The 23,846-nt window shown below is 66.0% G+C and carries 19 protein-coding genes; 12 read left to right on the plus strand and 7 right to left on the minus strand.

Annotated features, from left to right (window positions below; genetic code table 11):
• Positions 1–14: 14 nt before the first annotated feature.
• From gcvPB to ACK28C_RS03515, 4 genes are all read right to left on the minus strand, one after another.
• On the minus strand, positions 15–1,472 hold the full coding sequence (gcvPB, locus tag ACK28C_RS03500) for an aminomethyl-transferring glycine dehydrogenase subunit GcvPB (RefSeq protein WP_015556071.1): 1,458 nt from the start codon (positions 1,470–1,472) through the stop codon (positions 15–17).
• Positions 1,473–1,474: 2 nt separating this feature from the next.
• On the minus strand, positions 1,475–2,785 hold the full coding sequence (gene gcvPA / locus ACK28C_RS03505; RefSeq protein ID WP_015556070.1) for an aminomethyl-transferring glycine dehydrogenase subunit GcvPA: 1,311 nt from the start codon (positions 2,783–2,785) through the stop codon (positions 1,475–1,477).
• 15 nt (positions 2,786–2,800) lie between these two features.
• The gene (gene gcvH / locus ACK28C_RS03510) at positions 2,801–3,214 is read right to left on the minus strand and encodes a glycine cleavage system protein GcvH (protein ID WP_015556069.1); all 414 of its coding nucleotides are present in this window, start codon (positions 3,212–3,214) and stop codon (positions 2,801–2,803) included.
• A gap of 86 nt (positions 3,215–3,300) precedes the next feature.
• Positions 3,301–4,515: an aminomethyltransferase family protein gene (locus ACK28C_RS03515; RefSeq protein ID WP_208872624.1), complete on the minus strand. Its 1,215-nt coding sequence runs from the start codon at positions 4,513–4,515 to the stop codon at positions 3,301–3,303.
• A 363-nt stretch (positions 4,516–4,878) separates the two neighbouring features.
• On the opposite strand from ACK28C_RS03515, the gene ACK28C_RS03520 reads away from it, so the two are divergent.
• The 6 genes from ACK28C_RS03520 to mdoH all read left to right on the plus strand — a co-directional run bounded on the left by ACK28C_RS03520 (position 4,879) and on the right by mdoH (position 13,786).
• Entirely contained in the window at positions 4,879–5,601 is a 723-nt protein-coding gene (locus ACK28C_RS03520) for an ABC transporter ATP-binding protein (protein WP_243440565.1), read from the plus strand.
• The gene (locus ACK28C_RS03525; protein ID WP_409152450.1) at positions 5,595–7,970 is read left to right on the plus strand and encodes an ABC transporter permease; all 2,376 of its coding nucleotides are present in this window, start codon (positions 5,595–5,597) and stop codon (positions 7,968–7,970) included. The genes ACK28C_RS03520 and ACK28C_RS03525 overlap by 7 nt, the downstream gene beginning before the upstream one ends.
• Before the next feature lie 22 nt (positions 7,971–7,992).
• Positions 7,993–9,219, plus strand: coding sequence for an efflux RND transporter periplasmic adaptor subunit (locus tag ACK28C_RS03530; protein WP_015556068.1), 1,227 nt, complete (start codon positions 7,993–7,995; stop codon positions 9,217–9,219).
• 514 nt (positions 9,220–9,733) lie between these two features.
• Positions 9,734–11,335 (plus strand): glucan biosynthesis protein, encoded by a 1,602-nt coding sequence (locus tag ACK28C_RS03535; protein WP_208872621.1) that lies wholly within the window; start codon positions 9,734–9,736, stop codon positions 11,333–11,335.
• 4 nt (positions 11,336–11,339) lie between these two features.
• On the plus strand, positions 11,340–11,729 hold the full coding sequence (locus ACK28C_RS03540; protein ID WP_015556067.1) for a hypothetical protein: 390 nt from the start codon (positions 11,340–11,342) through the stop codon (positions 11,727–11,729).
• A complete protein-coding gene (gene mdoH / locus ACK28C_RS03545; protein WP_015556066.1) occupies positions 11,726–13,786 on the plus strand; it encodes a glucans biosynthesis glucosyltransferase MdoH in 2,061 nt (686 codons plus the stop codon). Before ACK28C_RS03540 ends, mdoH begins: the two co-directional genes overlap by 4 nt.
• Before the next feature lie 161 nt (positions 13,787–13,947).
• On the opposite strand, the gene ACK28C_RS03550 is transcribed toward mdoH, so the two are convergent.
• Entirely contained in the window at positions 13,948–15,213 is a 1,266-nt protein-coding gene (locus ACK28C_RS03550) for a GLUG motif-containing protein (protein ID WP_015556065.1), read from the minus strand.
• Between the two features lie 216 nt (positions 15,214–15,429).
• Between ACK28C_RS03550 and ACK28C_RS03555 the strand changes: the two genes are divergently transcribed.
• From ACK28C_RS03555 to ACK28C_RS03580, 6 genes are all read left to right on the plus strand, one after another.
• Positions 15,430–16,452, plus strand: a complete 1,023-nt coding sequence (locus ACK28C_RS03555; protein ID WP_015556064.1) for an AraC family transcriptional regulator — start codon at positions 15,430–15,432, stop codon at positions 16,450–16,452.
• Positions 16,453–16,684: 232 nt separating this feature from the next.
• The gene (locus tag ACK28C_RS03560; protein WP_208872620.1) at positions 16,685–18,154 is read left to right on the plus strand and encodes a cation:proton antiporter; all 1,470 of its coding nucleotides are present in this window, start codon (positions 16,685–16,687) and stop codon (positions 18,152–18,154) included.
• Between the two features lie 6 nt (positions 18,155–18,160).
• Positions 18,161–18,889: an MgtC/SapB family protein gene (locus tag ACK28C_RS03565; protein WP_015556063.1), complete on the plus strand. Its 729-nt coding sequence runs from the start codon at positions 18,161–18,163 to the stop codon at positions 18,887–18,889.
• A 41-nt stretch (positions 18,890–18,930) separates the two neighbouring features.
• A complete protein-coding gene (locus ACK28C_RS03570; RefSeq protein ID WP_015556062.1) occupies positions 18,931–19,878 on the plus strand; it encodes an EamA family transporter in 948 nt (315 codons plus the stop codon).
• Complete coding sequence (locus ACK28C_RS03575) at positions 19,850–20,185, plus strand: hypothetical protein (protein WP_208872619.1); 336 nt, start codon at positions 19,850–19,852, stop codon at positions 20,183–20,185. The genes ACK28C_RS03570 and ACK28C_RS03575 overlap by 29 nt, the downstream gene beginning before the upstream one ends.
• 151 nt (positions 20,186–20,336) lie before the next feature.
• Complete coding sequence (locus ACK28C_RS03580; RefSeq protein WP_015556061.1) at positions 20,337–21,332, plus strand: hypothetical protein; 996 nt, start codon at positions 20,337–20,339, stop codon at positions 21,330–21,332.
• 108 nt (positions 21,333–21,440) lie between these two features.
• On the opposite strand, the gene ftsH is transcribed toward ACK28C_RS03580, so the two are convergent.
• Both ftsH and ACK28C_RS03590 read right to left on the minus strand, forming a co-directional pair.
• Positions 21,441–23,342: an ATP-dependent zinc metalloprotease FtsH gene (gene ftsH / locus ACK28C_RS03585; RefSeq protein WP_015556060.1), complete on the minus strand. Its 1,902-nt coding sequence runs from the start codon at positions 23,340–23,342 to the stop codon at positions 21,441–21,443.
• A gap of 47 nt (positions 23,343–23,389) precedes the next feature.
• The gene (locus ACK28C_RS03590) at positions 23,390–23,824 is read right to left on the minus strand and encodes a hypothetical protein (protein WP_015556059.1); all 435 of its coding nucleotides are present in this window, start codon (positions 23,822–23,824) and stop codon (positions 23,390–23,392) included.
• Positions 23,825–23,846 lie beyond the last annotated feature (22 nt).

Consider the following 23,846-nt stretch of genomic DNA (forward strand, 5'->3'; position numbering starts at 1 on the left):
ATCCCGACGGGGCGTTACTCGCCCTTCAGGATGAGCTGACGGGCCGCCAGCGTCTCGTCCGGGCGGGACACGATGGTGTTCTGCGGGGTGTTCGTGACGCGCTCCGGGTTCGTCCTGGCGTCCGCGGCGATGTCCTTCATCGCGGCGATGAAGGCGTCCAGCTCCTCCTTGGGCTCCGTGTCCGTCGGCTCGATCATGAGGGCGCTGTCCACCACCAGCGGGAAGTACACCGTCGGCGCGTGGAAGCCGCAGTCCAGAAGGCGCTTGGCGATGTCCATGGTGGTGACGCCGTTCTTCTTCTGCTCCTCGTCGTTGAAGATGACCTCGTGCAGGCTGGGCTGCGGGAAGGGCAGGTGGTAATCCCCGCGCAGTTTCGCCTTCACGTAGTTGGCGTTCAGCACCGCCGCCTCCGTCGCGGCCTTCAGGTCGCGCCCCATCGTGCGGGTGTAGGTGAAGCCGCGCACCAGAACGGCAAAGTTGCCGAGGAAGGACTGCAGGCGCCCGATGGTGAGCGGGATGTTGAAGTCCAGGTAGTAGCGGTCACCGTCCTTGCGGACGCGGGGAACGGGCAGGAAGGGCTCCAGGGCCTCGCCCACCACGACGGGGCCCGCGCCGGGGCCGCCGCCGCCGTGGGGCGTGGACAGCGTCTTGTGGACGTTCATGTGCAGCACGTCAACGCCCATCTTCTTCACGTCCACGTAGCCCATCAGAGCGTTCATGTTGGCGCCGTCGCCGTAGACCAGTCCGCCCTTCTCGTGGATGATCTCGGCCACCTCGGCCACGTGGTTCTCGAAGATGCCCAGCGTGTTGGGGTTCGTCAGCATGATGCCCGCCGTGTCCTCGTCCATGATGGCGCGGATGGCGTCCGGGGTCACGACCCCGTCGGCGGAGAGCTCCACCGGCACCGGCGTGTAGCCGCAGAGCGCCCCGGAGGCCGGGTTCGTGCCGTGAGCGGTGCTGGGCATGATGAGCTTGCTGCGCTGGCGCCCCTTGTGCGCGTGGTAGGCGTGGATCATCAACATCCCCGTCAGCTCGCCCTGAGCACCGGCCGCCGGCTCAAGCGTCGCGGCCTTCATGCCCGTAATCTTCAGCAGGTCCTGCTCGAACTCGTACATCAGCTTCAGCGCGCCCTGCATGCACTCGTCGGGCAGCAGCGGGTGCAGGTTGGCGAAGCCCGGCAGCGCCGCCATGGCCTCGTTGATCTTGGGGTTGTACTTCATGGTGCAGGAGCCCAGCGGATACATTCCCGTGTCCAGGCCGAAGTTCCACGTGGAGAGCCTCGTGTAGTGGCGGACGACGTCCACCTCGGAGAGCTCCGGCAGGTTCGGCTCCGCGCCCACGAGGGACGGGTCGAGGTCCGCCCCCGGCACGTCCGCCTCCGGGATGCTGATGCCGACCCGGCCCTTGCGGGACTTCTCCCACAGAAGGTCCTCCTTGTACGCGATACCCCTCATTCCAGGATAACCCTTCATGGCTAGGCCACCTCCTTAAGAAATGCGTCGATGGCCTCGCGGGTGTGGACCTCCGTCGCACAGAACAGATACACGCCCTTGTATTCGGGGAAGAAGCGGCCCATGTCGAGGCCGGCGGCGAAGCCCTTCTTCAGGAGCTCTCCGTACTTCTTCTCAAAGCCCGCGGGGGCCTTCATGGCGAACTCGTTGAAGAACGGCGCGTTGAAGAGCGGCTTGAAGCCCGCCTTCTCCAGCCCGCCCTTCAGGTAAGCGGCCTTGTCGTGGTTCAGCTTCGCGATGGCGTGCAGCCCCCCGCGCCCGGCGGAGGCCATGTACATGGCGGCCGTCAGCGCGCAGTGACCGGAGTTCGTGCAGATGTTCGACGTGGCCTTCTCGCGGCGGATGTGCTGCTCGCGCGCGGAGAGCGTCAGGACGAAGCAGCGATTTCCGTTGCGGTCCACGGTCTGTCCCACGAGACGGCCCGGCATGGTGCGGACGTTCTTCATGGAGCAGGCCAAAAGCCCCAGGGCGGGGCCGCCCGCGTTGAGCGCCAGCCCAAAGCTGCTGCCCTCGCCGGCCACGATGTCCGCGCCGCAGCTGCCGGGGTTCTTCAGAAGCCCCCAGGCCATGGCCTCGGTGAAGGCCGCCATGAGCAGCGCGCCCTTGTCGTGGGCCGCCTTGGCCGCCGCCTCCAGGTCCTCGACGACGCCCGCGAAGTTCGGCGACTGGACGACGACGGCGGAGACGTCGTCCGGGACCTTGCTCAGGTCCGTGCGCCCGTCCGGCAGCACGGGGAGCTCCACCGCCTCAAAGCCCGCCGGGCGGAAGTACGTCTTCATCTCCTCCACGTAGTGGGGGTGCAGCAGGCGGGAGTAGGCCACCTTGTGCTTCTTCTTGACGCGGATGGCCATCAGGGCCCCCTCCGCGACGGAGTTCGCGCCGTCGTACATGGAGGCGTTGGCCACCTCCGTGCCCAGCAGGTTCGCCGTCATGGTCTGGAACTCGAAGATCGCCTGCAGCGTCCCCTGGCTGACCTCCGGCTGATAGGGCGTGTAGGACGTCAGGAACTCGGACCTCATCGCCAGGTAGGGGATGTGGGCCGGGATGTCGTGGGGGTAGCAGCCCGCGCCAAGGAAGGCCGTGCCGCTGAAGTTCTGCGCCGCAAGAGCGCGAATCTCCTTCGACAGGGCCCACTCGCTCTTGGGCTCGATGTCGATGGGCGCGTCGCGCCGCACGTTCGCCGGAATGGAGTCGAAGAGGTCTTCAACGCTCTTGACGCCAATGGCGTCAAGCATCTCCTTCGTGTCCTCCGGCGTCTGGGATAGATACCTCATGGGTTCTCGCCTCCCCTAGTGCTTGGCGTGCTCGCCCTTGGCGTACTCCTTGTAGGCATCAACCGCCATGAGCTTGTCGAACTCCGCCGGGTTGGAGGGCTCGATCTCGATCATCCACCCCTCGCCGAAGGGGTCCTTGTTCACCAGGTCCGGGGAGTCCGCAAGGGCCTCGTTGACCTTGACCACCTTGCCGGAGACGGGAGCGTTCAGGTCGCTGACCGCCTTGGTGGACTCCAGAGAGCCGAACGCCGCGCCGGCGTGGACCTCCGCCCCGACCTCGGGCAGCTCCGCGTAGACGATGTCGCCCAGCGCGGACTGGGAGAAGTCGTCCACCCCAACCCGGACGGTGTTCCCCTCCTTCTTCGCCCACTCGTGCGTCTGGGTGTAGCGCGCGTCGTCCTTGAAGATCAGCTCGTTGAATTCTTTCATTTGCAAGTGTCCTCCCTATATTTTTTGATGATGAGTTACGACAAACGAAAAACGGTAAGACGCGGGCCTCGAACGCCGGCAGGGCGTCAGATGGCCACGCGGGCCGTGCGGCCCGGACGGATGTCCGTGACGATCTCCACCTCGATGGAACGGCGGGCGTCCTTCAGGGTGACCTTCGTCCCCGGCTCCAGCTTGCGGTCCACCCTGACGTAGCCGGCCACCAGCCCCCTCGGCTTGAAGTCCGCGGGCTTGTCCGGGCTGGCCGTGCCGACGATCTTGCCGTCCACGCGGCTGCAGGCCACCTCGAGGCAGCAGGTCGTGACGACGCCGATCTCCTTGCCGTCCAGCAGGACCTTCGCGCCGCTGTGGGCATCGACCTTGCGCGGGTCGAAGCCGCAGTAGGCCAGGGTGTAGCTCTCAGGCGGGTTCTTGTAGATATCCGAGCCGATGAAGGACTTCGTCAGCTTGCCCTCCTTGTCGCGGGGCAGGGCGAAGTCCCAGGGGGTGTTGACGAAGGGCCACGGCCCGATGTCCTGCTGGGACAGGGGCAGCATGGCCCCCATGCGCAGCGAGTCGCGGGCGGCCAGGCCGCAGGGCAGGATGTCGTCGCCGCCCGACTTCACCAGGAGGTTCCACACATCGAGGGTCTTGTCGTTGGGGCAGAGGATCTCGAAGCCCAGCTCTCCCGTGTAGCCCGTGCGGGAGATCAGGACCGGGATGCCGCCCTTCAGATGGACGTCGTGGTTCTTCGCGGGGTCGTAATCGCCCAGGAAGTGGAAGTACTTCATGCCGTTCAGGAGGTCCGGCTTCTCCATGGCCTTGCGCAGGATATCCGCAGACTTCGGCCCCTGGAGGTCGATCTTGCCGAAGTGCCCGGCCTCGTTCTTGATGGTGACGTCGAGGGAGCCCTTGTGCTTGTTCAGGTGATCCGCCACGATGACGTCGCGGTTGGAGTTGACCACCAGCACGTAATCCGTGCGGTTCCCGTCCACGTGGTAGGCGATGCAGTCGTCCACCACGTGCCCCTGCTCGTTCAGGATCATGGTGTAGCCGCAGGCGCCCTTCGCCATCTTCTCGAGGTTGCGGGTGAGGCACCGCTGCAGAAGCTCAAAGGCGTCCTTCCCCGTGACGCGCACCACGCACATGTGGCAGATGTCGAAAATCCCGCTCTTCTCCAGGACGAAGAGGTGCTCCTTCACCGCCCCCGCCTTGTACCACAGGGGCATCTCCCAGCCGCCGAAGTCCGTCAGCTGGCCCTCCAGCTCATGGTGCACCGCGTTCAAAGGTGTCTTCTTAAGCAAGCGAATCCCTCCTCAAAGTCTTTGGGCAGGGCTGCGAGGCACTGCCCGCAAGAAAGTGACAGAAGATAATACAGGAACAAAAAAGTCAGGCTAAAGCACTACAGACTATGTACATATTGTACATGCAGGGGCGTTGAAAGGTCAAGCACGGTCCGTCATGTAAACTATGTATTTTCGTCATAAAAATGGTCCGACAACCCGGCTTCCGAACCGTCGACCCGCCGCCCTCCCCTTCGGAGGCCCGATCGGCAGCGCTTTTCGCGCGCTTTCGTGTGCTATAATGAAAGGCCGTCGCAGTTAACGTCATTGATTAACCGTTAAACTTCCAGAACCACCGGGCTTTTGCTTGAGGAGGCGAGGCTCTTGGCCGGAGATAGAAGCGGAGCCGCCGTGTTTGAGATCGAGGGGCTGACGAAGGTCTACGGAGAGGGGACGGCGGCCGTCCACGCCCTGCGGGGGATCGACCTGACGATCCGCGAGGGGGAGCTGGTCGTCCTGCTGGGGCCCTCCGGAAGCGGCAAGACCACCCTGTTGAACGTCGTCGGCGGCCTGGACCGCCCGACGTCGGGCGCGGTTCGCTTTCGCGGCGCGGACCTCGGCGCCATGACGGAGCCTCAGCTCACCCGCTACCGGCGCGACCACGTGGGGTTCGTCTTTCAGTTCTACAACCTCATGCCGAGCCTCACCGCGCGGGAGAACGTGGAGCTGGTGACCGAGATCGCCACGAACCCGATGGCCCCGGACGAGGCCCTCGCGCTGGTGGGGCTGGGAGGGCGCGTGGACCACTTCCCCTCGCAGCTCTCCGGCGGGGAGCAGCAGCGCGTCGCCATCGCCCGCGCGGTGGCCAAGCGGCCGACGGTGCTCTTCTGCGACGAGCCCACGGGGGCCCTCGACAGCAGCACCGGGCGGGCCGTGCTGAAGGTGCTCTCGAACGTCAACGATGAGCTGGGGACCACCGTGCTGATCGTGACCCACGCCGCGGCCACCGCCGGCATGGCGGACCGGGTGATCCGCTTCGCGGACGGGGCGATCCGTTCGATCGACGAGAACGCGGAGCGAAGCGATCCGGAGGCCATCGAATGGTGATCCCGATGCGGGCGCTGGACCGAAAGCTCCTTCGGGACCTCTGGAGGATGAAGGGGCAGGTCGCCGCCATCGGTGCGGTCGTGGCCATGGGGGTCATGATACTGGTCATGATGTCGGGCCTGTTCGTCTCCATCCAGGAGACCCGCCGGTCCTACTACGAGAGCTGTCGGTTCGCCGACGTGTTCGCGCCGGCCAGGCGCGCGCCGCGCTTCCTGCTCGACACCCTCGCCAAGCTTCCCGGCGTCTCGGCGGCCGAGGGGCGCGTCGTCGGGGAGGCCCTGATCGACCTGCCGGGACTGGAGCTTCCGATTCGGGGCCGGGCCCTCTCCCTCCCGGACGCGGAGGGCGCCAACCTGAACGGCGTCCGCCTCGTCGCCGGACGCCTGCCCGACCCCGGGAACGCCGACGAGGTCCTCCTGCTCCGGAGCTTCGCCTCGGCCCGCGGGCTGAGGCCGGGGGACCGGCTCACCGTTACGATGAACGGCTCGCGCCGGAGCCTGCGCATCGTGGGGCTGGCGCAGTCGCCGGAGTTCATCTACATCACGGCGCCCGGCGAGGTCGTCTCGAACGACGCCCAGTACGGCGTCCTCTGGATGGGACGCCGGGCCATCGCCGCCGCCTACGGGATGGAGGGGGCCTTCAACGAGGCCATCCTGACCCTGGACCGCAGCGCCCGCCTCGCGGAGATCCTCGACGCCGTGGACCGCATTCTCGACCCCTACGGGGGGACCGGATCCTATGGTCGGGAGAATCAGCATTCCAACCGGTTCGTCGGCGACGAGCTCGACCAGCTCCGCTCCATGAGCGTCATGATACCGCCCCTCTTCCTCATCGTGGCGGCGTTTCTGCTCACCCTCGTCGTCTCGCGCATGGTCCACTCCGAGCGCGAGCAGATCGGGCTGATCAAGGCCTTCGGTTACTCCGACCTGGCGGTGGGACTCCACTACTTCAAGATGGTCATCGCCATCGCCGTGCTGGGCGCCGCGGCCGGGTGCGTCCTGGGCGTGCTGGCGGGACGGGCTCTGGCCCGTGTCTACCTGATCCACTTCAAGTTCCCGTCCCTGACCTTCCGCCCCGACCCCAGGCCGTTCCTCATGGGTTTTCTGGTGAGCATCGCCTCGGCCTCGGCCGGGGGCTGCTTCGTCCTGCGCCGCGTCTTTGCGCTGACCCCGGCCTCCGCGATGCGCCCGCCCGCCCCGCCGGACTACAGCCGAACCGGGGGGCTGACCCGACGCCTCGACGCACGCCTGGACCAGCCCTGTCGCATGGTGCTGCGCCGCCTGCTCCGGCGTCCGGGGCGCATGATCGGCGCGGCGCTGGGGATCGCCTTCGGCATGGCGCTGTCCGTGGGCATGATCGCCATCCTGGGAAGTTTCGACACGACGGTATCCCTGACCTTCGACATCTTCGACCGCAGCGACGTGGCCGTCGTCTTCAACGACGCCGCCTCGGACCGGACGCTCCACGAGCTGCGCAGCCTGCCCGGCGTGATCGAGGCGGAGCCGGCGCGCAGCGTCCCCGTCATCCTGCGCCACGGGCTCCGCGAGCATCACGGGACGATCGACGGCCTGATCTCGCCCCAGCGCCTCAACCTCGCCCTCGACGCCGATCTGCGCCCCATCCCCCTGCGGCCGGGCGGGGTCGTCCTGGGGCGCACCCTCGCGAACACCCTGGGCGTGCGGGCGGGCGACGTCCTGGACGTGGAGGTGCGGACGGGGCGGAGGCCACGGCTCTCCCTCCCCGTCGTCGGCGTGGCCGGAACGGTGATGGGCGCCCCGGCCTTCATGGACCTGGACTCCCTGAACCGGGCGCTGCGGGAGCCGAACCGCGTCTCCGGGGCCTGGCTCCGGATCGACGCGGCGAAGGCATCCTCCATCTACCGGGCGCTCAAGCGGATGCCCTTCATAGCGGGCGTAAGGGTCAAAAGCGACTCCCGCGCGGCGTTTCGGCAGCAGATGGACAGCGGGCCCGGCTCCATGCGCTACCTCATCCTCGCGATCGCCGGCGTGGTCGCCTTCGGCGTGGTCTACAACGCCGCGAGCATCGCCTACGCCGAGCGCGCCCGGGACCTGGCGAGCTTGCGCGTCATGGGGTTCACCAGGGGAGAAACGGCCTTCGTCCTGCTGGGCGAGCTGGCGGTCGTCACCCTTGCGGCGCTGGTGGGGGGAACCCTTCTGGGCTACGGGGCCTTTTTCCTGTTTGCCGAGGCCTTCAGCATGGACCTCTACCAGATCCCGACCAACTTCACCTCGGCGAGCGCCGGAACCGGCGCCGCAGTGGTCCTGGGGTCCGCCGTCGTCTCAGGGTGGCTGGTGAAGCGGATCATGGACAAGGCGGACCTCGTCTCCATCATCAAGACGAGGGAGTAACGGACAAGGGAGCCGTTAGAAGATGCACAAAAAAATTTCAAGGAAGTTCTTCACCTTCGGCGCCGTCGCCCTGATCGCCGTCGCTCTGGCCTATGCCTTCCGTCCCCTCCCCCTGGAGGTTGAGATGGAGGAGGTGGCCCGGCGGCCCATGACCCTGACGGTGGATGAGGAGGGACGGACGCGGGTCCGCGACGCCTACACGGTGTCCACGCCGGTGAACGGTCGCCTGCTGCGGGTGGAGGTCCGGCCGGGTGACGCGGTCGCCGCGGGGAAGACCGTCGTGGCGAGGATGGTGCCGTCCGTGCCCACGCCCCTGGACGCCCGGGACGAGAACCGGGGCCGCGCCGACCTCGCCGCGGCGGAGGCGGCGCTGAAGCTCGCGCGGGCCGACCGGGAACGGGCCGTCGCCGATCGGGACCTGGCTCAAATGCAACTGCGCCGGATGCGCAGCCTGAGGGCTTCCGGAGCCGCCAGCCAGCTCCAGTTGGACCAGGCCGAGAGGGAGGCCCGAACCACCGCAGCGGCCCTGCACAACGCCGAGGCGGCGATCGCCGTTCGGGAGGCGGAGCGCAAGGGCGCCCTGTCGCGGCTGCGCCGCTTCGGCGACAGCGAAACGGCGCCCCAAACGACCGCAGCGGACGTCATCCCCATCTGCGCTCCCGCCGACGGCCGGGTGCTGCGCGTGATGCGGGAGAGCGAGGGTCCCCTGTCCGCCGGGACCCCTCTGATGGAGGTCGGGGACGTCGAGGGCGGGCTGGAGGTCGTCGTCGAGCTCCTGTCCTCGGAGGCCGTCCGCGTCACGTCGGGCGACCGGGTCGTCCTGTCGGGCTGGGGCGGGGACAGGCCCCTGAACGGCATCGTCGAGAAGGTCGAGCCCTTCGCGTTCACCAAGGTCTCCGCCCTGGGGGTCGAGGAACAGCGGGTGAACGTCGTCGTCCGGTTCACCGACCTGACGGAGTCCCTCGGAAGGCTGGGACACGGGTTCCGCGTCGAGGCCAGGATCGTCGTGTGGGAGGACCGGGACGCCCTCACCGTGCCCTCCGGCGCGCTCTTTCGCAACGACGGCAAGCAGGCCGTCTTCGTGGTCGAGGACGGCGTCGCGAGGCTTCGGACCGTCGAGACGGGGCGGGACAACGGCGTCGAGGCCCAGGTGCTGGAGGGGCTTCGGCCCGGTGAGCGGGTGATCCTCTACCCCGCGTCGGACCTGACCGACGGGGCGCGGGTCGTGGAGCGGGAAGCGGAGAGCTGATCGCGGCGGCCGGACGTCGCCCGATATCGAGGACGTGCTCCGAAGACACACCAATGGATGCCTATTGATACCGATTCGCGTTTAATACGGATTGCCTCCCCTGAAAGGGGAGGTGGTTCGCGTTAGCGAACCGGAGGGGTTGTTTCTCAGGCTCAACACCCCCCAGCCCCTTCGGGGCAGCCCCCCTTGCAGGGGGGCCTTTCTTTCCCTTTAGACGCAAATTGGTATGACGCGAGGACCGCAGCCCCGATCTTTCGGGCTGCGGTCCTCGCGTCTCTTGTCCAGCGCGGCGCGGGGAGGCGGCCGGGTCTGGCGGCATGGCGCCCGCGTCCTTTCCTCCGACTTGCAGAGGAGACGCTTGACGACGAAGCGCTTTGTGCTTGAATAGGTTAACGGAAAAGGACGCTTTCCCCGTCGCGTTCGAAAAGACCAGGAAGGGAGATGGGTGCATTTGTCCTGGCCCGTTTTGAAATCCATAGCCTGCCGTAGCCTCTCCGTCGTCGTTCTCCTCGTTATGGGGATGCTTTTTTCGACGCCGATCGCCGCTGCCCCCAGGGGGGCGTCCGCGGACGCGCTCCCGCGCTCCGGGGACGTGGCGTCGCAGGGGCCGGCCTCGACCGACCGACCGGCGGCCTCCGCCGACGCCAGAAGGGCCTTCGGCTTCGAGGACGTGGTCGCCCTGGCCCGCAAGTCGGCTGAAGCGGAATACGTCCCTCCGGCGCCGCTGCCCGCGTCCCTCCGCACGCTGAGCTACGACCAGTGGCGCTCCGTCCGCTTCAAGCCCGACCGCGCCCTGTGGCGGTTCGAGAACCTGCCCTTCGAGCTTCAGTTCTTTCACTCAGGCTTCTACTACGACCGCAACGTGAACATCAACGTCGTGGAGGAGGGGCAGGCCATCCCGGTCCCCTTCTCCACGGAGCTCTTTCAGTACCCCAACGACGACCTGAAGGCCCAGGTGGCCTCCACCGACGTGGGCTTCGCCGGGTTCCGCATCCACTACGCCCTCAACGACCCCAAGTACAAGGACGAGGTGACCGTCTTTCTGGGGGCCAGCTACTTCCGAGCCGTCGGCCGCGGCACGAAGTACGGCCTCTCCGCGCGTGGACTGGCTCTGAACACGGCGCTCCCCTCCGGCGAGGAGTTCCCATGGTTCCGCGAGTTCTGGGTCCAGAAGCCCGCAAGCGGCGACGCCGTGCTGACGGTCTACGCCCTGCTGGACAGCCCCAGCTGCGCCGGAGCCTACCGCTTCGTCATCGCTCCGGGGCCGGAGACCTCGATGCGCGAGGAGTTTCAGGTGTTCTTCCGCAAGGGCATCGAAAAGGCAGGGGTTGCCCCCCTCACCAGCATGTACTTCTACGGCGCCCCTGAGAACGGAAGGCGCGGAGACTACCGGCCCGAGGTCCACGACTCCGACGGCCTGCTGGTCCACAGGGACGACGACGTCTGGCAGTGGCGGGCCCTGCGCAACGGAGAGCGGCTGGGCGTCACTGACATCCCGGCGGAGCGGCTTCTGGGCTTCGGCCTGCTGCAGCGCGGTCGGAGCTTCGAGCGCTATCAGGACCTGGAGGCGGAGTACGAGAAACGACCTTCCCTCTGGGTCGAGCCCGATGGGGACTGGGGACCCGGCCGGGTCGAGCTGATCGAGATCCCCACGGACTCGGAGTACAACGACAACGTCGTGGCCTTCTGGCTCCCCAACCGCGAGAGCCCCGACGAGCCGCTCAAGGGCGCCTGCACGCTCTATTGGAGCGGGCTTGAGCACCGCCTGCACCCCCTGGGGCGCGTGGTGGCCACGCGGCAGGCGATGGGCGACCGCAAGAACTGGGTGCGCTTCCTCGTGGACTTCAAGGGCGGGGAGCTGAACGACCTGCCCCCGGATTCGGGGATCACCAGCATCGTGGAGGTCGAAGGGGCCAAGCTGGTGCAGAAGCACCTGGAGAAGAACTCCCGCACCGGCGGCTGGCGGCTCTCCTTCCAGGTGGAGGTGGACGCGGGTGGAGGCTTCTCCGTCTTTCCGGCCCTGCCGCCCGCGGTGCGCCTCTCCGCGGTCCTCAAGAAGGGGGAAAACCTTCCGGACCCCCTCACCGAAACCTGGACCTACGTGTTTGGGAGGTAGGGCCATGACCCCGACTCGCTGCGACCCTCAAGCCCCCCGCCCCGAGGAGGTCCTGCGGGACCGCCTGCTCCTCTACGTCCGGGCCCTTCGCCTCCCCCCGCGGGAGGGGCTGGAGCTGGTGCTGAAAACCATGGACGAGCTCTGCCCCTCTGGGACGAGCGAAACGCTCCCCGCTCATGCCGAGGATTGTGACATGAAGACCGCCATGGAGGCCCTGAGGGCGCTGTGCGCCGACCGGGGGCTCCTGCCCGACGCGGACGCCCTTCCGGTGCCCGTCCCGCCCTACAACCGGGGGTCGATGCCTCCGGCCCGCATCTCCATGACGCGCGGCGGATTCTCTCTGAGGGGCCTTATCAGGAGGCTCCGGCGGTCTGAGGAGGGCCGGACGCGATGACGCCCGCCCCAAACGCCCGGCCCGCCTGGCGTCGCTCCGCGCTCTGGCGCCGCTGCCTCTTTCTGTCGCTGATCGTCGTCCCCTCCGTCCTGGCCGCAGACTACATGTCCGCCCTGCTCCCCCACCAGGGCGGCGCGCCGGTGGAGCTGCTCCTGTGCGCCCTGTTCGGCGTCCTCTTCGCCTGGATATCGACGGGGTTCTGGACGGCGCTCTTCGGGTTCTTCGTGCTGCTCTTCCGATACCAGGGCTACCGAATCATCGACCCCGACGCCCCCCTGCCGGACCTTCCACAGGACGTCCGAACGGCGGTGCTCATCCCCATCTACAACGAGGACCCGAAAAACGTCGGCGCGGGCGTGGAGGCGATGTGGCGTTCCCTGTCCGCCACGGGACAGGAGGGCCGCTTCGACGTCTTCATCCTCAGCGACACCACGGACCCCGACGTCTGGGTGCGCGAGGAGGAGGCGTGGTACGGGCTGCGGGAGCGCCTGGGGATGGACGGGCACCTCTTCTACCGCCGCAGGCCCTCCAACGTGAAGCGAAAGAGCGGCAACGTCGCCAACTTCTGCCGCCGCTGGGGGCGGAACTACCGCTACATGATCGTGCTGGACGCGGACAGCGTCATGGCCGGGACGACCTGGGTGCGCATGGTGGACGCCATGGAGCGGAACCCGCGGATCGGAATCCTCCAGACGCCCCCCAGGGGGGTGAACCGGGAAACCCTGATCGCGCGGGTGCAGCAGTTCGCCAACAGCCTGTACGGTCCGGTCTTTGCCGCCGGACAGAACTTCTGGCAGCTGGGCGACGCACAGTACTGGGGGCACAACGCCGTCATCCGGGTCGAGCCCTTCATGCGCTACTGCGAGCTGCCGAAGCTGCCGGGCCGCGGGCCCCTCAGCGGGGAGATCCTGAGCCACGACTTCGTCGAGTCCGCCCTGATGCGCCGCGCGGGCTACGAGGTGTGGCTGGCCTATGGAGTTGACGGCAGCTACGAGGAAACGCCCCCGACGCTGATCGACGAGCTGAAGCGCGACCGGCGCTGGTGCCAGGGGAACCTTCAGCACCTGCGCCTGATCTTCACCTACGGCTTCTTCCCCACGCACCGGGCCCTCTTCCTCAACGGCATCCTGTCCTACGGCTCCGCCCTGCTGTGGCTGATCTTCCTGATCGCAAGCTCCATCCAGGCGCTGCTGGACGTCCTGGTGGAGCCAAACTACTTTCCGCAGCCCAACATGCTGTTCCCCCAGTGGCACGTCTGGTACCCGGAGTGGGCCCTGACCCTCCTGAGCTGCACAGCGCTCCTCCTCTTCCTGCCGAAGCTCCTCTGCCTGATCCATGCCCTGCTGATCGCGCGGAGCGCGCGGCGCTACGGCGGTGCGCTGCGGGTGCTTCTGGGGGTGGCAGGCGAGACGATCCTCTCCATGCTGCTGGCACCCATACGCATGATCTGCCACAGCCGATTCGTCGTCGTGACCCTGCTGGGCTGGGGGACCGGCTGGGGAGGACAGTCGCGGGACGACCGCGGGACGACGTGGGGTGAGGCGGTCCGGGCGCACTGGTGGGCGGTCCTCATCGGCCTGACCTGGGGCTGGCTGCTCCATCGGGTGACCCCGTCCTTCTTCCTCTGGCTCCTGCCCGTGGTCCTTCCGCTTGCGCTCTCCGTGCCGCTGTCCGTGTTCACCAGCCGGGCGTCCCTGGGGCGGGCTGCCGCCCGCCTGGGGCTGTTCGCCATCCCGGAGGAGCTCCACGCGCCTCGCGAGTTGACGGACAAGGCGGAGGCGCTGGCGGAACGCCGCCGCTACTCGCCCCTGGGCATTTCCCAGGAGGAAGGCTTCCGCCGCGCCGTGGCGGACCCCCACACGAACGCCCTTCACCTCGCCATGAACCGCCGTCTGAGGGGGGCGCTGAACCCCGCGCTGGTCGATCGGGCCCTGTCGGGAGAGGCCCTGTCCCAAAAGGAGAAGATGGCGCTGCTGAACAGCCCGGACTCGATGCGGGAGCTGCACCGCAAGGTCTGGACGCTGCCGGAGCGGCAGGGCGCCCCCTGGGGCCTGTAGGGCGGGCCTGACGGCCCGGCGCAGGGGTGGAGAGGGTGATCGCGATCTTCTCGGAGTGAGTGCCCTCATAAAACGGCTCCATTGCAGAGGCCGGCCGCAGAGCGGCTGGCCTCCCGGTTCAGACGGACCCGTATGGTCCCACTTTTTTATTTTGCGGTCATTCATTCGCCCGCGTAATAATCCAGGCCAATGGGGTCGGGCGTTTCGCCCGCACTCTGCATCAGGCCAACCGGTTTGATTGCCCCGCCGCTCCAGACGAGAGTGCTCGTGCAGTCCGTGACGGAGCAGTCGTAGCCGTATCCGGCGATGCTTCCGACCTGGCTCGCGTTTCCCTTGATGGAGCCGGACGTGGCGCAGCCGGTGATGCGATAGATTGAAGGGGTCGGGTGCTCCTCCAGGAATGCCGACACGAAGAGGTTCCCACCGACCAGCCCGCCGACCCGCTTCGACGAAGCCGAAACCGTGATGTCGACGTCGGCAGAGCAGTTTCGGATCAGGGTGGGGTTGCTCTTGTCGTAGTTGCCGGCGTGGCCCGTCAACCCGCCGACCATGAAGCTCTTTTCGTCCGAGGCATCAATGGTCGCCTTTACGGCGCAGTTCTCCATGATCGGCGACTCCTGGATGCAGCCGACCAGCCCTCCTACCGAGAAAGCCCCGAATCCCTTTGCCGTGACGTTCCCCTCTGCCGTGCAGGCGCGGACGGTCAGCCACTTGCCGCCCCCACAGATGAGGCCGAGCCCCTGCATGCCCTTCCCGTTGGAGGTTACGCTCGCGTTGGCGGTGCAGTTTTCGATGGCGCCGTACCCCATTCCCGCTATGCCGCCAACGGCGCCGACCGCGTAGCCTTCCACCCTGTTCCCGCCGGTCAGCTTGATGCCGGTTATCCCGCCGTTGATCACCCCGACGACGCCCCCAACCATGCAAGCGCCTTTGACGTCCGCATTGCTGACGGTCAGGTTCCGGATGGACTGGGAAGCGGCATTGCCCACGACGAAGCCGAACAGCCCGACGCCTACGGTCTCGGGGCGGTTGACGGTCAGATTCGAGATCGTGTGCCCGTTGCCGTCAAACCGGCCCACGAAGGCGAGCGAGGACTTGGCGACCTCACTTTTTTCGGGGTCGTCGATCTCCCTGTTGAACGTGCCGATCGGGTCCCAGTTGCCGTACGACGACAGGTCGATGTCCGAGATCAGGATGAAGGATTTGTCCCGGTAATCCCTGATCTTTGTGAGTTGTTCCGCCGTCGCGATCCGGTAGGGGTCTTCCTGCGTCCCCTGCCCTCCCGCAAAGGGCGAGGCCGCATTTTCGCTCCTTCCGCTCCCCCCGCAGCCTCCGTTCGCCAGCAGCACGATACCCAGAAGGAAGAGCACGACGATATTCAACGCCCCGCGCCGGCTTCTCAGGTTTCTCGTTCTAAGGCTTTTCATATTGAAGCACCTCCTATGGATAATTTGGCCTCTCTGCCCGTTACAGGGCTTATAGCGCAGTATGGCATAACAAACAGACGAACGCTTATGCGGGAGGAAATTTTCGTCATGGGAGAGGAAATTTTTTCTCGAAATGCTATAATACTTTAGTTTGTCAGGACTAACAAAAGGTGCGATGCCTTGTCGAGAATGGAAGCCTGAATGAGGAAGCCCATAATGATTGAACGGTCTTGCAGCGTCACCTTCAGGGATCACATAGAGTTTTTTGAGGCAATCCATGAGACGGGGAGGCCCGTGAAGGCTCCAAAGGCGGACGACCCGGAGGGTGGGCTGGTTTGTCTATCAGCTCCATTTGCGGAAATCCTTCTGGAAACCCACAGCCTGTTCCATGGTGTGAGCCTGAACGTTCTCAATATCTCGCCTAGGGCGGACATCGTCATACCCTACGATTTCGGCGGTGGCGTCCTGGGGATGGACTACCTCGCAGACGGCTCTTACCTCCTGGACGAGAGCAGCGGCAGAATGGTTTCGCCCGGGGACCTCTTTCTCCTGCCGCCGTCGGGCTGCAGGGGCAGCATGACCTTTCGCGGCGGAAGGCCGAGCAGAACCATCGCCTTTGGCGGTCCCGGGAAGATATTATCGGACCTCCTCGGAGAGGATGGCGGTGCATTGTGGGCGGAAGCGCTCAGGGCTGGCAGCGGATACGGAAGCGAGCCTCGTTTGCTGCGTGCGCCACAGGCCATGGCCGGTTCTTTTCTGCAGATGCTGCATTATGACTATCCAACTCGGGTCAAGCGCTTGTTCCTCGAGGGCAAGCTGATGGAGATACTGTCGCGGATAATCGCCAGGGGATTGCCGTCTGAGGAAAACGAGGGGAATGGCGGGGACGCCTTCGAGCTGGAGCGGATCAGAATGATTCCAGGGATTCTGATGGAGCGCATAGACAACCCACCGTCGATCTCCGAACTCGCCCATGAGCTGTCCGTCAACTCCACCACGATGAAGAAGGGCTTCAAAAATATCTTTGGCGAGCCGATTTATGCCCATCACAGGAACCTGTGTTTGAGCCAGGCCGCGACGCTGCTGCTAGAGACGGACAAATCCGTTTTTGAAATTGCCTCCGACGTCGGCTATTCCAACAGCGGAAACTTCGGCAGCGCCTTCAAGAGGCGCTACGGCGTCTCCCCGATCCGGTATCGGCAGAATGGGCGCAGCGCGCTGCCGCTCCAGGAGCCCTGATTCCCCAGACTATCGGGCCAAAGGCAAGGGGCACGAACAAAGCTCTCGATTTTGAAGACAGAGGAGGGCCAGCAGGGCCAATTTTTTGAAAAAATCTCCCCTGCTGGATAGTTCTGTTTACCCTACCCCTCCCTGCGGATTTGGGAGGCCCCTCCCTTCCTGCCGCCCTGCGGTTGGGTTATAATTAACGTTGTAAACCGTCACTGCGGGACCTCGAAATGGAGGGGCAACGTTGCCGGATTATCTCTCTGCCTTTCAGAATACGTCCTCAGCCGCCGCCGTCATCATGTCCGTAGCGCTCATGCTGTTCTCCGGATTCATCGCGACGCGCCTGACGAAGCGCCTGAGGCTGCCCGACGTGACCGCCTACATCGTCTCCGGCATCCTGATCGGGCCCTACTGCCTGCACCTCGTCCCCCCTCGGATCATCGAGGGCATGGACTTCCTGCCGGACATCGCGCTCGCCTTCATCGCGTTCAGCACGGGCGAGTTCTTCAAGGTGTCCGTGCTGAAGAAGAACGGGCTGAAGGTGGTCGTCATCACGATCCTGGAGGCGTTCCTGACCTCGGTCTTCGTCTTCGTCGCCGCCTGGTTCGTCCTCCGCCTCAACTTCGCCTTCTCGATCGTCCTGGCCGCCCTCGCCTCGGCGACCGCCCCCGCCTCGACCATGATGACGATCCGGCAGACGGGCGCAAAGGGGGACTTCGTCAACACGCTCCTGCAGGTCGTGGCGCTGGATGACGTCGTCGGATTGGTCGAATACAGCATCGCCATCTCCGTCGCCCTGGCGTCGATCTCCGGCAGGGGCGGGTTCAGCCTCCGGAACGTCCTCCTTCCGATCGTCGTCAACGCGGGAGTTCTGGGCCTCGGCTGCTTCTTCGGCCTCGTGATGAAGTGGATGCTGTTCCAAAGGCGCTCCACCGACAATCGGCTGATCATCTCCATCGCCCTTTTGTCCTCGTTCTGCGGCATCTGCACGCTGTTCGACGTCTCTCCGCTCCTGGGCTGTATGTCGATGGGCACGGTCTACATCAACCTCACCGAGGACGACAAGCTGTTCAAGCAACTGAACTACTTCAGCCCTCCGATCCTCCTCCTGTTCTTCGTCCGATCAGGGGTGTCGTTCCAGTTGGGCGCGCTCTTCCGCACTTCGGCCGCCGTTGGTAGCGTGCCGCTCCTCCTCGTCGGGGTCATCTACTTCCTCGTCCGGATCCTGGGGAAGTACGCCGGCGCCTTCTGGGGCTGCTTTCTCGTGCGCAAGCCGAAAAACGTCCGGAACCACCTCGGCCTGGCCCTGATCCCACAGGCGGGCGTCGCCATCGGCCTCGCGGCCCTCGGCGCCAGGACGCTCGGAGGGGAGACGGGGAGTGCACTACAGACCATTATTTTGGCCTCCAGCGTCCTCTACGAGTTGATCGGTCCGGCCTGCGCCAAGCTCTCGCTGTACCTGTCGGGGTCCTACCAGACGCGGATCGAGGACATCGTTCCGGAGGAGGACCTTTCGCAGGGCGAGGGCCAGAAGTCCTCCATAGAGCTGCTGATCGAGAGGATACAGAAGATACAGAAGGACCTCCCGCCCCCAAAGACGCTCCTCTCGGAGGAAGAGGAGGCCTTTCTGGAGGCGTCGGAGAAGCAGTATGCGGCGATGGAGGCGGGCCGCCGCTACGCGAACATCCACCACTCGCGCACGAGGAGGTTTTAGGACATCATGAACGCGCAAATCAACGGCCTGACCGCGTCAATCCTTGGAGGGTGGACGGCGGAGCTCAACGTCCGCTCCGTCATGCTGAGGATCCTGATGTCGGTCGTCCTGGCGGCGATCATCGGCTGCGAACGGTCCAGCAAGCGGCATTCCGCAGGACTGCGCACCTTCATCCTCGTCTCCCTGACCTCCACGACGGCCATGCTGACGGACCTGTACCTCTGCCAATCCGCCCCGGAGCGGTTCCCCTTCATCTCGGCGGCGGCCGTCGTCGGCGCCGCGATGATCAGCGTCAACGCCATCCTGTTCAGCTCGAGGAGCCAGATCAAGGGCCTGACCACGGCGGCGGCCCTCTGGTCCTGCGGGCTGGTCGGGATGGCGCTGGGCGCCGGGCTCTACACGGTGGCCCTGATCTCGTTTCTGGCCCTGTTTTCCTCCCTGGCCCTGTTCCCGCCCATCGAAACGTACATGAAGGACAAGTCGAACCACTTCGAGATCCACCTGGAGCTGAAGAGCAAGGGCAACCTGCAGTACTTCGTCACGACGGTCCGGCGCCTGGGGATTCGGATTGAGGACATAGAATCCAACCCCGCGTACCTGAACTCGGGCCTGAGCGTCTACACCGTCTCCCTCACCATCAACAGCGCCGAGCTGAAGAAGTACAAAAAGCACAGCGAGATCATCGAGGCCCTGAGGTCGCTCGAGTACATCTCCCACATCGAGGAGATCAACTGACCACGCCGGGCGCGGCCAACCGTCAAATCTGGAGGCAACGGATGAAGGAAGTTCATATCGACTGCGGGGCCGCCCCGTCAGCGGAGGGCAAGATGGCTAGACGCGACGTCCTGCTGCTCCTGGCGGTGGCCGTCGTCTGGGGCGTCAACTTCGCGGTCGTCAAGACCGGGCTGAGGTCGGTGCCGCCCCTCTTCCTGGTCTTTTTGAGGTACCTGTTCATCGTCCTCCCTCTGATCTTCTTCGTGAAGAAGCCCGCCGTCTCCTGGCGGACGATGGCGGCCTACGCGCTGCTCAGCGGGGTGGGACAGTTTTCCTTCATGTTCTATTCGCTCAAGATCGGCATGCCCGCGGGGCTGGCCTCGGTGGTCATGCAGTCCCAGGCCATCTTCACCCTGATCCTGTCGGCGCAGTTCATGGGGGAGAGGATCGGAGGAGCTCAGCTCGCCGGCATCGGCCTGGCCGCCGTCGGCCTGGGACTGATCGGCGGCCCCTTCGGGGCGGCAGCGGTCCCGACGGCGGCCTTTCTGATGAACCTCCTGGCCGCGTTCTGCTGGAGCTCTTCCAACCTCATCGTCAAGAGGGCGTCCGAGGAGAGCCTTCGGAGCGGAAGGAGCCTCGACATGATGGAGATGATCGTCTGGTCCTCGATCTTCGTCCCCCTCCCCATGCTCGGCCTCTCCCTCGTCGGCGACGGGCCGTCTGCCATCCTGCAGTCGCTGGCGCAGATCGACGCCGCCGCCGTCCTCTCCGTCCTCTACCTCGTCGTCCTGTCCACGCTCTTCGCATACTCCGCCTGGAACCAGATGATCGCCGCGTACTCCGCCGGAAGGGTCGCGCCCTTCTCGCTCCTCGTGCCCGTCACGGGATTGCTGAGCGGGATGCTGTTTCACGAGGAGCGGGTGGCCCCCCTGCAGTGGGCGGGGATAGCGGCCGTCGTCGCCGGTCTGGCCGTCTTCCAGCTTGGAGAACGCCGGCCCCACGCCCGTTAAGGAAATACTGGTGAAGCCGTTGAGGACGCCGCACGTTTCCCTTTATGCTTTGGGTAGCTTGTTTTTTACGTGGGACGATGAGAAGGCGGAAAGAGAGAGGCGTATGAGCGACAATTATCCAAGTGACTATCCACGCAGCCGGAAGGAAGCCATCGCGGCTTTGCGCACGGTTCGGGATGAGGACATAGACTTCTCGGACATCCCGGCGACAATCGACGAGGAGTTGAAGCGTTTCCGCCGCGGAGGTGTTGATCGCTCGCGCGTCGCTGCCGCAGCCCCCGGAGGACGTTCCTGCGGAATACGGTAACGTTTCGATCTGAAGCGCCGGCCGGGCCGAGTGGGGGCAGCTGGCAGCCTTTGAACGGTCCGTGAGCGCTCTCGAAAACGAGACGATGGATTCTATCGCGCAGTACGACGGAACGGGAGCCTGAGAAAACCGATCGGGGAGGCGACGTGTGATGGAACAAAGCATGGAAGGACTGCTGCTGTCCTTTGACGAACGGTATCCCTGCTGGACGCCCGCGATGCTGGCGCTGGCGGAGCTGGACCGGACGGCGGCCGACGACCTGACGCGCGAGGGGCTGCTGGAGTTCGGAGAGGGCGCCTACAGCCTGTCGCCAACGGGGAGGGAGGCGTTTTTGAAGCTCGCGGGTGAGGCCTGCCTGCCCTCCAGGCCGGGGGAGGCCCCGGACAGGAAGCGGGCCGCCCGATGGGGGGAGCTGATGCTGCTCCTGGACAAGCGGCACCTCCAGCGATGGGGGGTGAAGGAGTACGTCGCCCCGTTCCGGTTCGCGCTGCCCAACGTCAGGGGTGAGGACCTCTTCGTCATGGACGGGGCCGCTCCGGGCTGGCGCTACCCGGACGCGCCCGTCTTCAGGAGGATGGCCGAGGACTTCCCGGAGACGGGGGTGGCCGCGCGAACCCGTCCCATGCCGGGCGCGGAGGAGGTCCGCGCGTGGCTCGCGGCGAACGCCCCCGGTCTGCGGGACGCGGAGTTCGACCTGCTGTACAAGAGCCGATACGACTTTCAGGACTACGCGAAGTTCCCGCCCCTCCCCGCGGACCCCTGCGGCCTGTTCAACGCCGACCATTTCCTCTTTGCCTTCATGCCTCCCCCCGCGCCAGAGAGCCTGCCCGAATACCTGGAAAAGGTCGGGGAGTTCCAGATGTTTCTGACGATGCTCAGGAGGCTCTACCTTCCGGGCTACGTGGACCTGGACGCGATGGATCAGGACGGCGTCAACTGGCTCCTCTTTGCCTTTACGGAGGAGCGGGACGCAGAGCGCTGCGTGAAGCTGCTGGGCCCGATCGCCGAGGCCCTTCCGGGGCCTGCGGCGCCCCTGGAGCTGTGGAGCGTCAGCCTCGAAGGGCTGCGGGACTACCCAGGAGGGCAGGCGGAGACGATATGGGATATCCTGCCCTTCGCGGCCCATTCCATCTACCGCCTCACCTGATCCCCGCGGCACCACGGTCCGCACAGAGGAAAAATCGACGGGAGGAAGGGGCTATCCGTCCCCTCCTCCCGTCTCGCGCCTTGACGAACGGCAATCCCCCGTCAGGCCTTACCGTCCTCCGAGTGAAGCGTCCGCGGACTTCTCCTCTGCCGGGACGGATCCCTCCACGCGCCGGATGATCTCCCGTATCTCGTCGCCCGTGATGGCCTCCTTCTCCTGAAGCACGCGCGCCGCCTCGTGCAGCGTCGCCTCGTGGGCCTTCAGGAGCTCCACCGCCGTCTCCTGCGCCTTGCTCACCAGGCGGCGGATCTCCTCGTCGATCGCCTCGAAGGTGCTGCTGCCCAGGTCCGTGCGGCTCTCGGCCTCACTGTGCAGGTAGGTCATGGCACGCCCGGCGTAGCGCACCGGCCCCAGACGGCTCGACATGCCGAACTCCGTCACCATGCGCCGCGCCGTCTCCGTGGCGCGCTCCAGGTCGTTGGAGGCCCCCGTGGAGGGCTCCTGGAAGATCAAAAGCTCCGCCGCCCGGCCGCCCAGCAGCACCGCCAGGCGCGACTGCAGCTCCGCCTCCCCCACGATGTACTGGTCCTCCGTCGGCATCTGCATGGTGTAGCCCAGGGCGCCCCGGGCCGTCGGGATGATGCTGACGCGATGTACCGGGTCCGTGCCGGGCAGGAAACAGGCCGCCAGGGCGTGGCCCGTCTCGTGGTAGGCCACCCGCCGCCGCACCGCGGGCGTCAAAGGGGTCCTGCGCTGCAGGCCCGCCACCACGCGCTCGACGGCCAGGTCGAAGTCCTGAGCGGACACCTTCTCCGCCTTGCGGCGCACCGCCATGAGCGCCGCCTCGTTGGCGATGTTCGCCAGGTCCGCGCCCGAAAAGCCGGGGGTCACCTTCGCCAGCGCCTTGAGGTCCACGTTGTCGTCCAACGGGACCTCCCGCGTGTGAATCTGAAGGATATCCCGCCGCCCCTCCTCCGTCGGGAGCACTACCTGGATCTGGCGGTCGAAGCGCCCCGGGCGCAGCAGCGCCTGGTCCAGTATCTCCGGCCGGTTCGTCGCCGCCATGATGACGACGCCCGTGTTGGGCGTGAAGCCATCCATCTCCGCCAGGAGCTGGTTCAGGGTGTTCTCCTGTTCGCTGTTGCCCGTCATGGAGAGCGCGCGGGACTGCCCGATGGCGTCGATCTCGTCGATGAAGATGATGCAGGGCGCCTTCTTCTTGGCCTGCTCGAACATGTCGCGCACCCGCGCGGCGCCGACGCCGACAAACATCTCCACGAAGCTGGACCCTGTGATGAAGAAGAAGGGCACGCCCGCCTCGCCCGCCGTGGCCTTGGCCAGCATCGTCTTGCCCGTGCCGGGCGGCCCCACCAGGAGGACACCCTTCGGCAGCTTCGCGCCGAACCGGTTGTACCGCTCAGGCTCCTTCAGGAAGTCGATGATCTCCCGAAGCTCCACCTCCGCCTCCCCCACGCCGCCCAGGTCCTTGAAGTGGACTCCCGTCATCTCGCCCTGAAGCTCCTGGGCCTTGCTGCGGCCGAAGGAGAGCACGCTGCCGCTGCCGCCGCTCATCCGCTTGAAGATGAAGTACCAGAGCAGGAGCAGGGGCAGGAAGGGCAGGAGCACGCCGAGGACCGTGTCCAGGATGGCGCTCTGCTGCGCCACGCCGCCGAAGGTGACGTCCGCGCTGGCGAGCTTCTCCACCAGGAGCGGGTCGAGGACGCGCACGACGTTCCGAACGACCGGGGCGGGGCTGCGGTCGAGGATGATCCCGCCCACGACGGGCCGGTCGCTGAGGTCGGAACTGACGGCCTTCAGCCTGTACACGATGCGCTCCGCCGCCAGATTGACCTCGTCGACGGCCCCGTTCTCGAGGTCCGCCAGAAACGTGCTGTACGGCACCTCCGTCCGGCTTTCCATGTAGGGCTTGTAGACGAGGTCCGCAAAGAGCCACGCCAGGACAAGCGCCGCCAGGAAATACCCCGCGGAGAACTTCTGCCCCTTATTCATCCGGTTCCTCCATACTTTTTGCCGTTTATATTTATGTCAACCGCGGCTTAAAGCCGCCGGCTGCGGATCAGGGCGATGCCCCCCTCGTTGCGCCGGGTGCGCCCCTTGATCCGCTCGAACTCGCTCCGCAGGTCCGCCCGGCTGGCGTCGGACACCCCCATGTGGTCCAGCAGGACGTTCAGTCGCCCCTCCAGCTGTTCGATCTCCTTCGTCGAGGGCGGTATGGTGCGCCCCACCCCCTTCAGGCCGCTGACGGCCAGCTCCGCCACGAACAGCGCCAGCTCCGAGAGGTCCGCATCGCTCACCATGCCGCGCTCCTGCGGCTCCTCCGCCTCCCGCCGCCTGAGGGCGAACCAGAGGGCTCCCGACGCCGCAGCAAGGCACAGGGCGCCCGCCACCACGTGGTCCAGATAGAAGAGCCCCCCCGTCGCCCCGGCGAACAGTCCCGCCAGAAACAGGCCCCAGCGCGTCATCCCGCTCATCCCGCCGTTCGCTCCCGGTCCC

It is taken from the genome of Fretibacterium fastidiosum, from assembly GCF_964642095.1.
Lineage (GTDB): Bacteria > Synergistota > Synergistia > Synergistales > Aminobacteriaceae > Fretibacterium > Fretibacterium fastidiosum.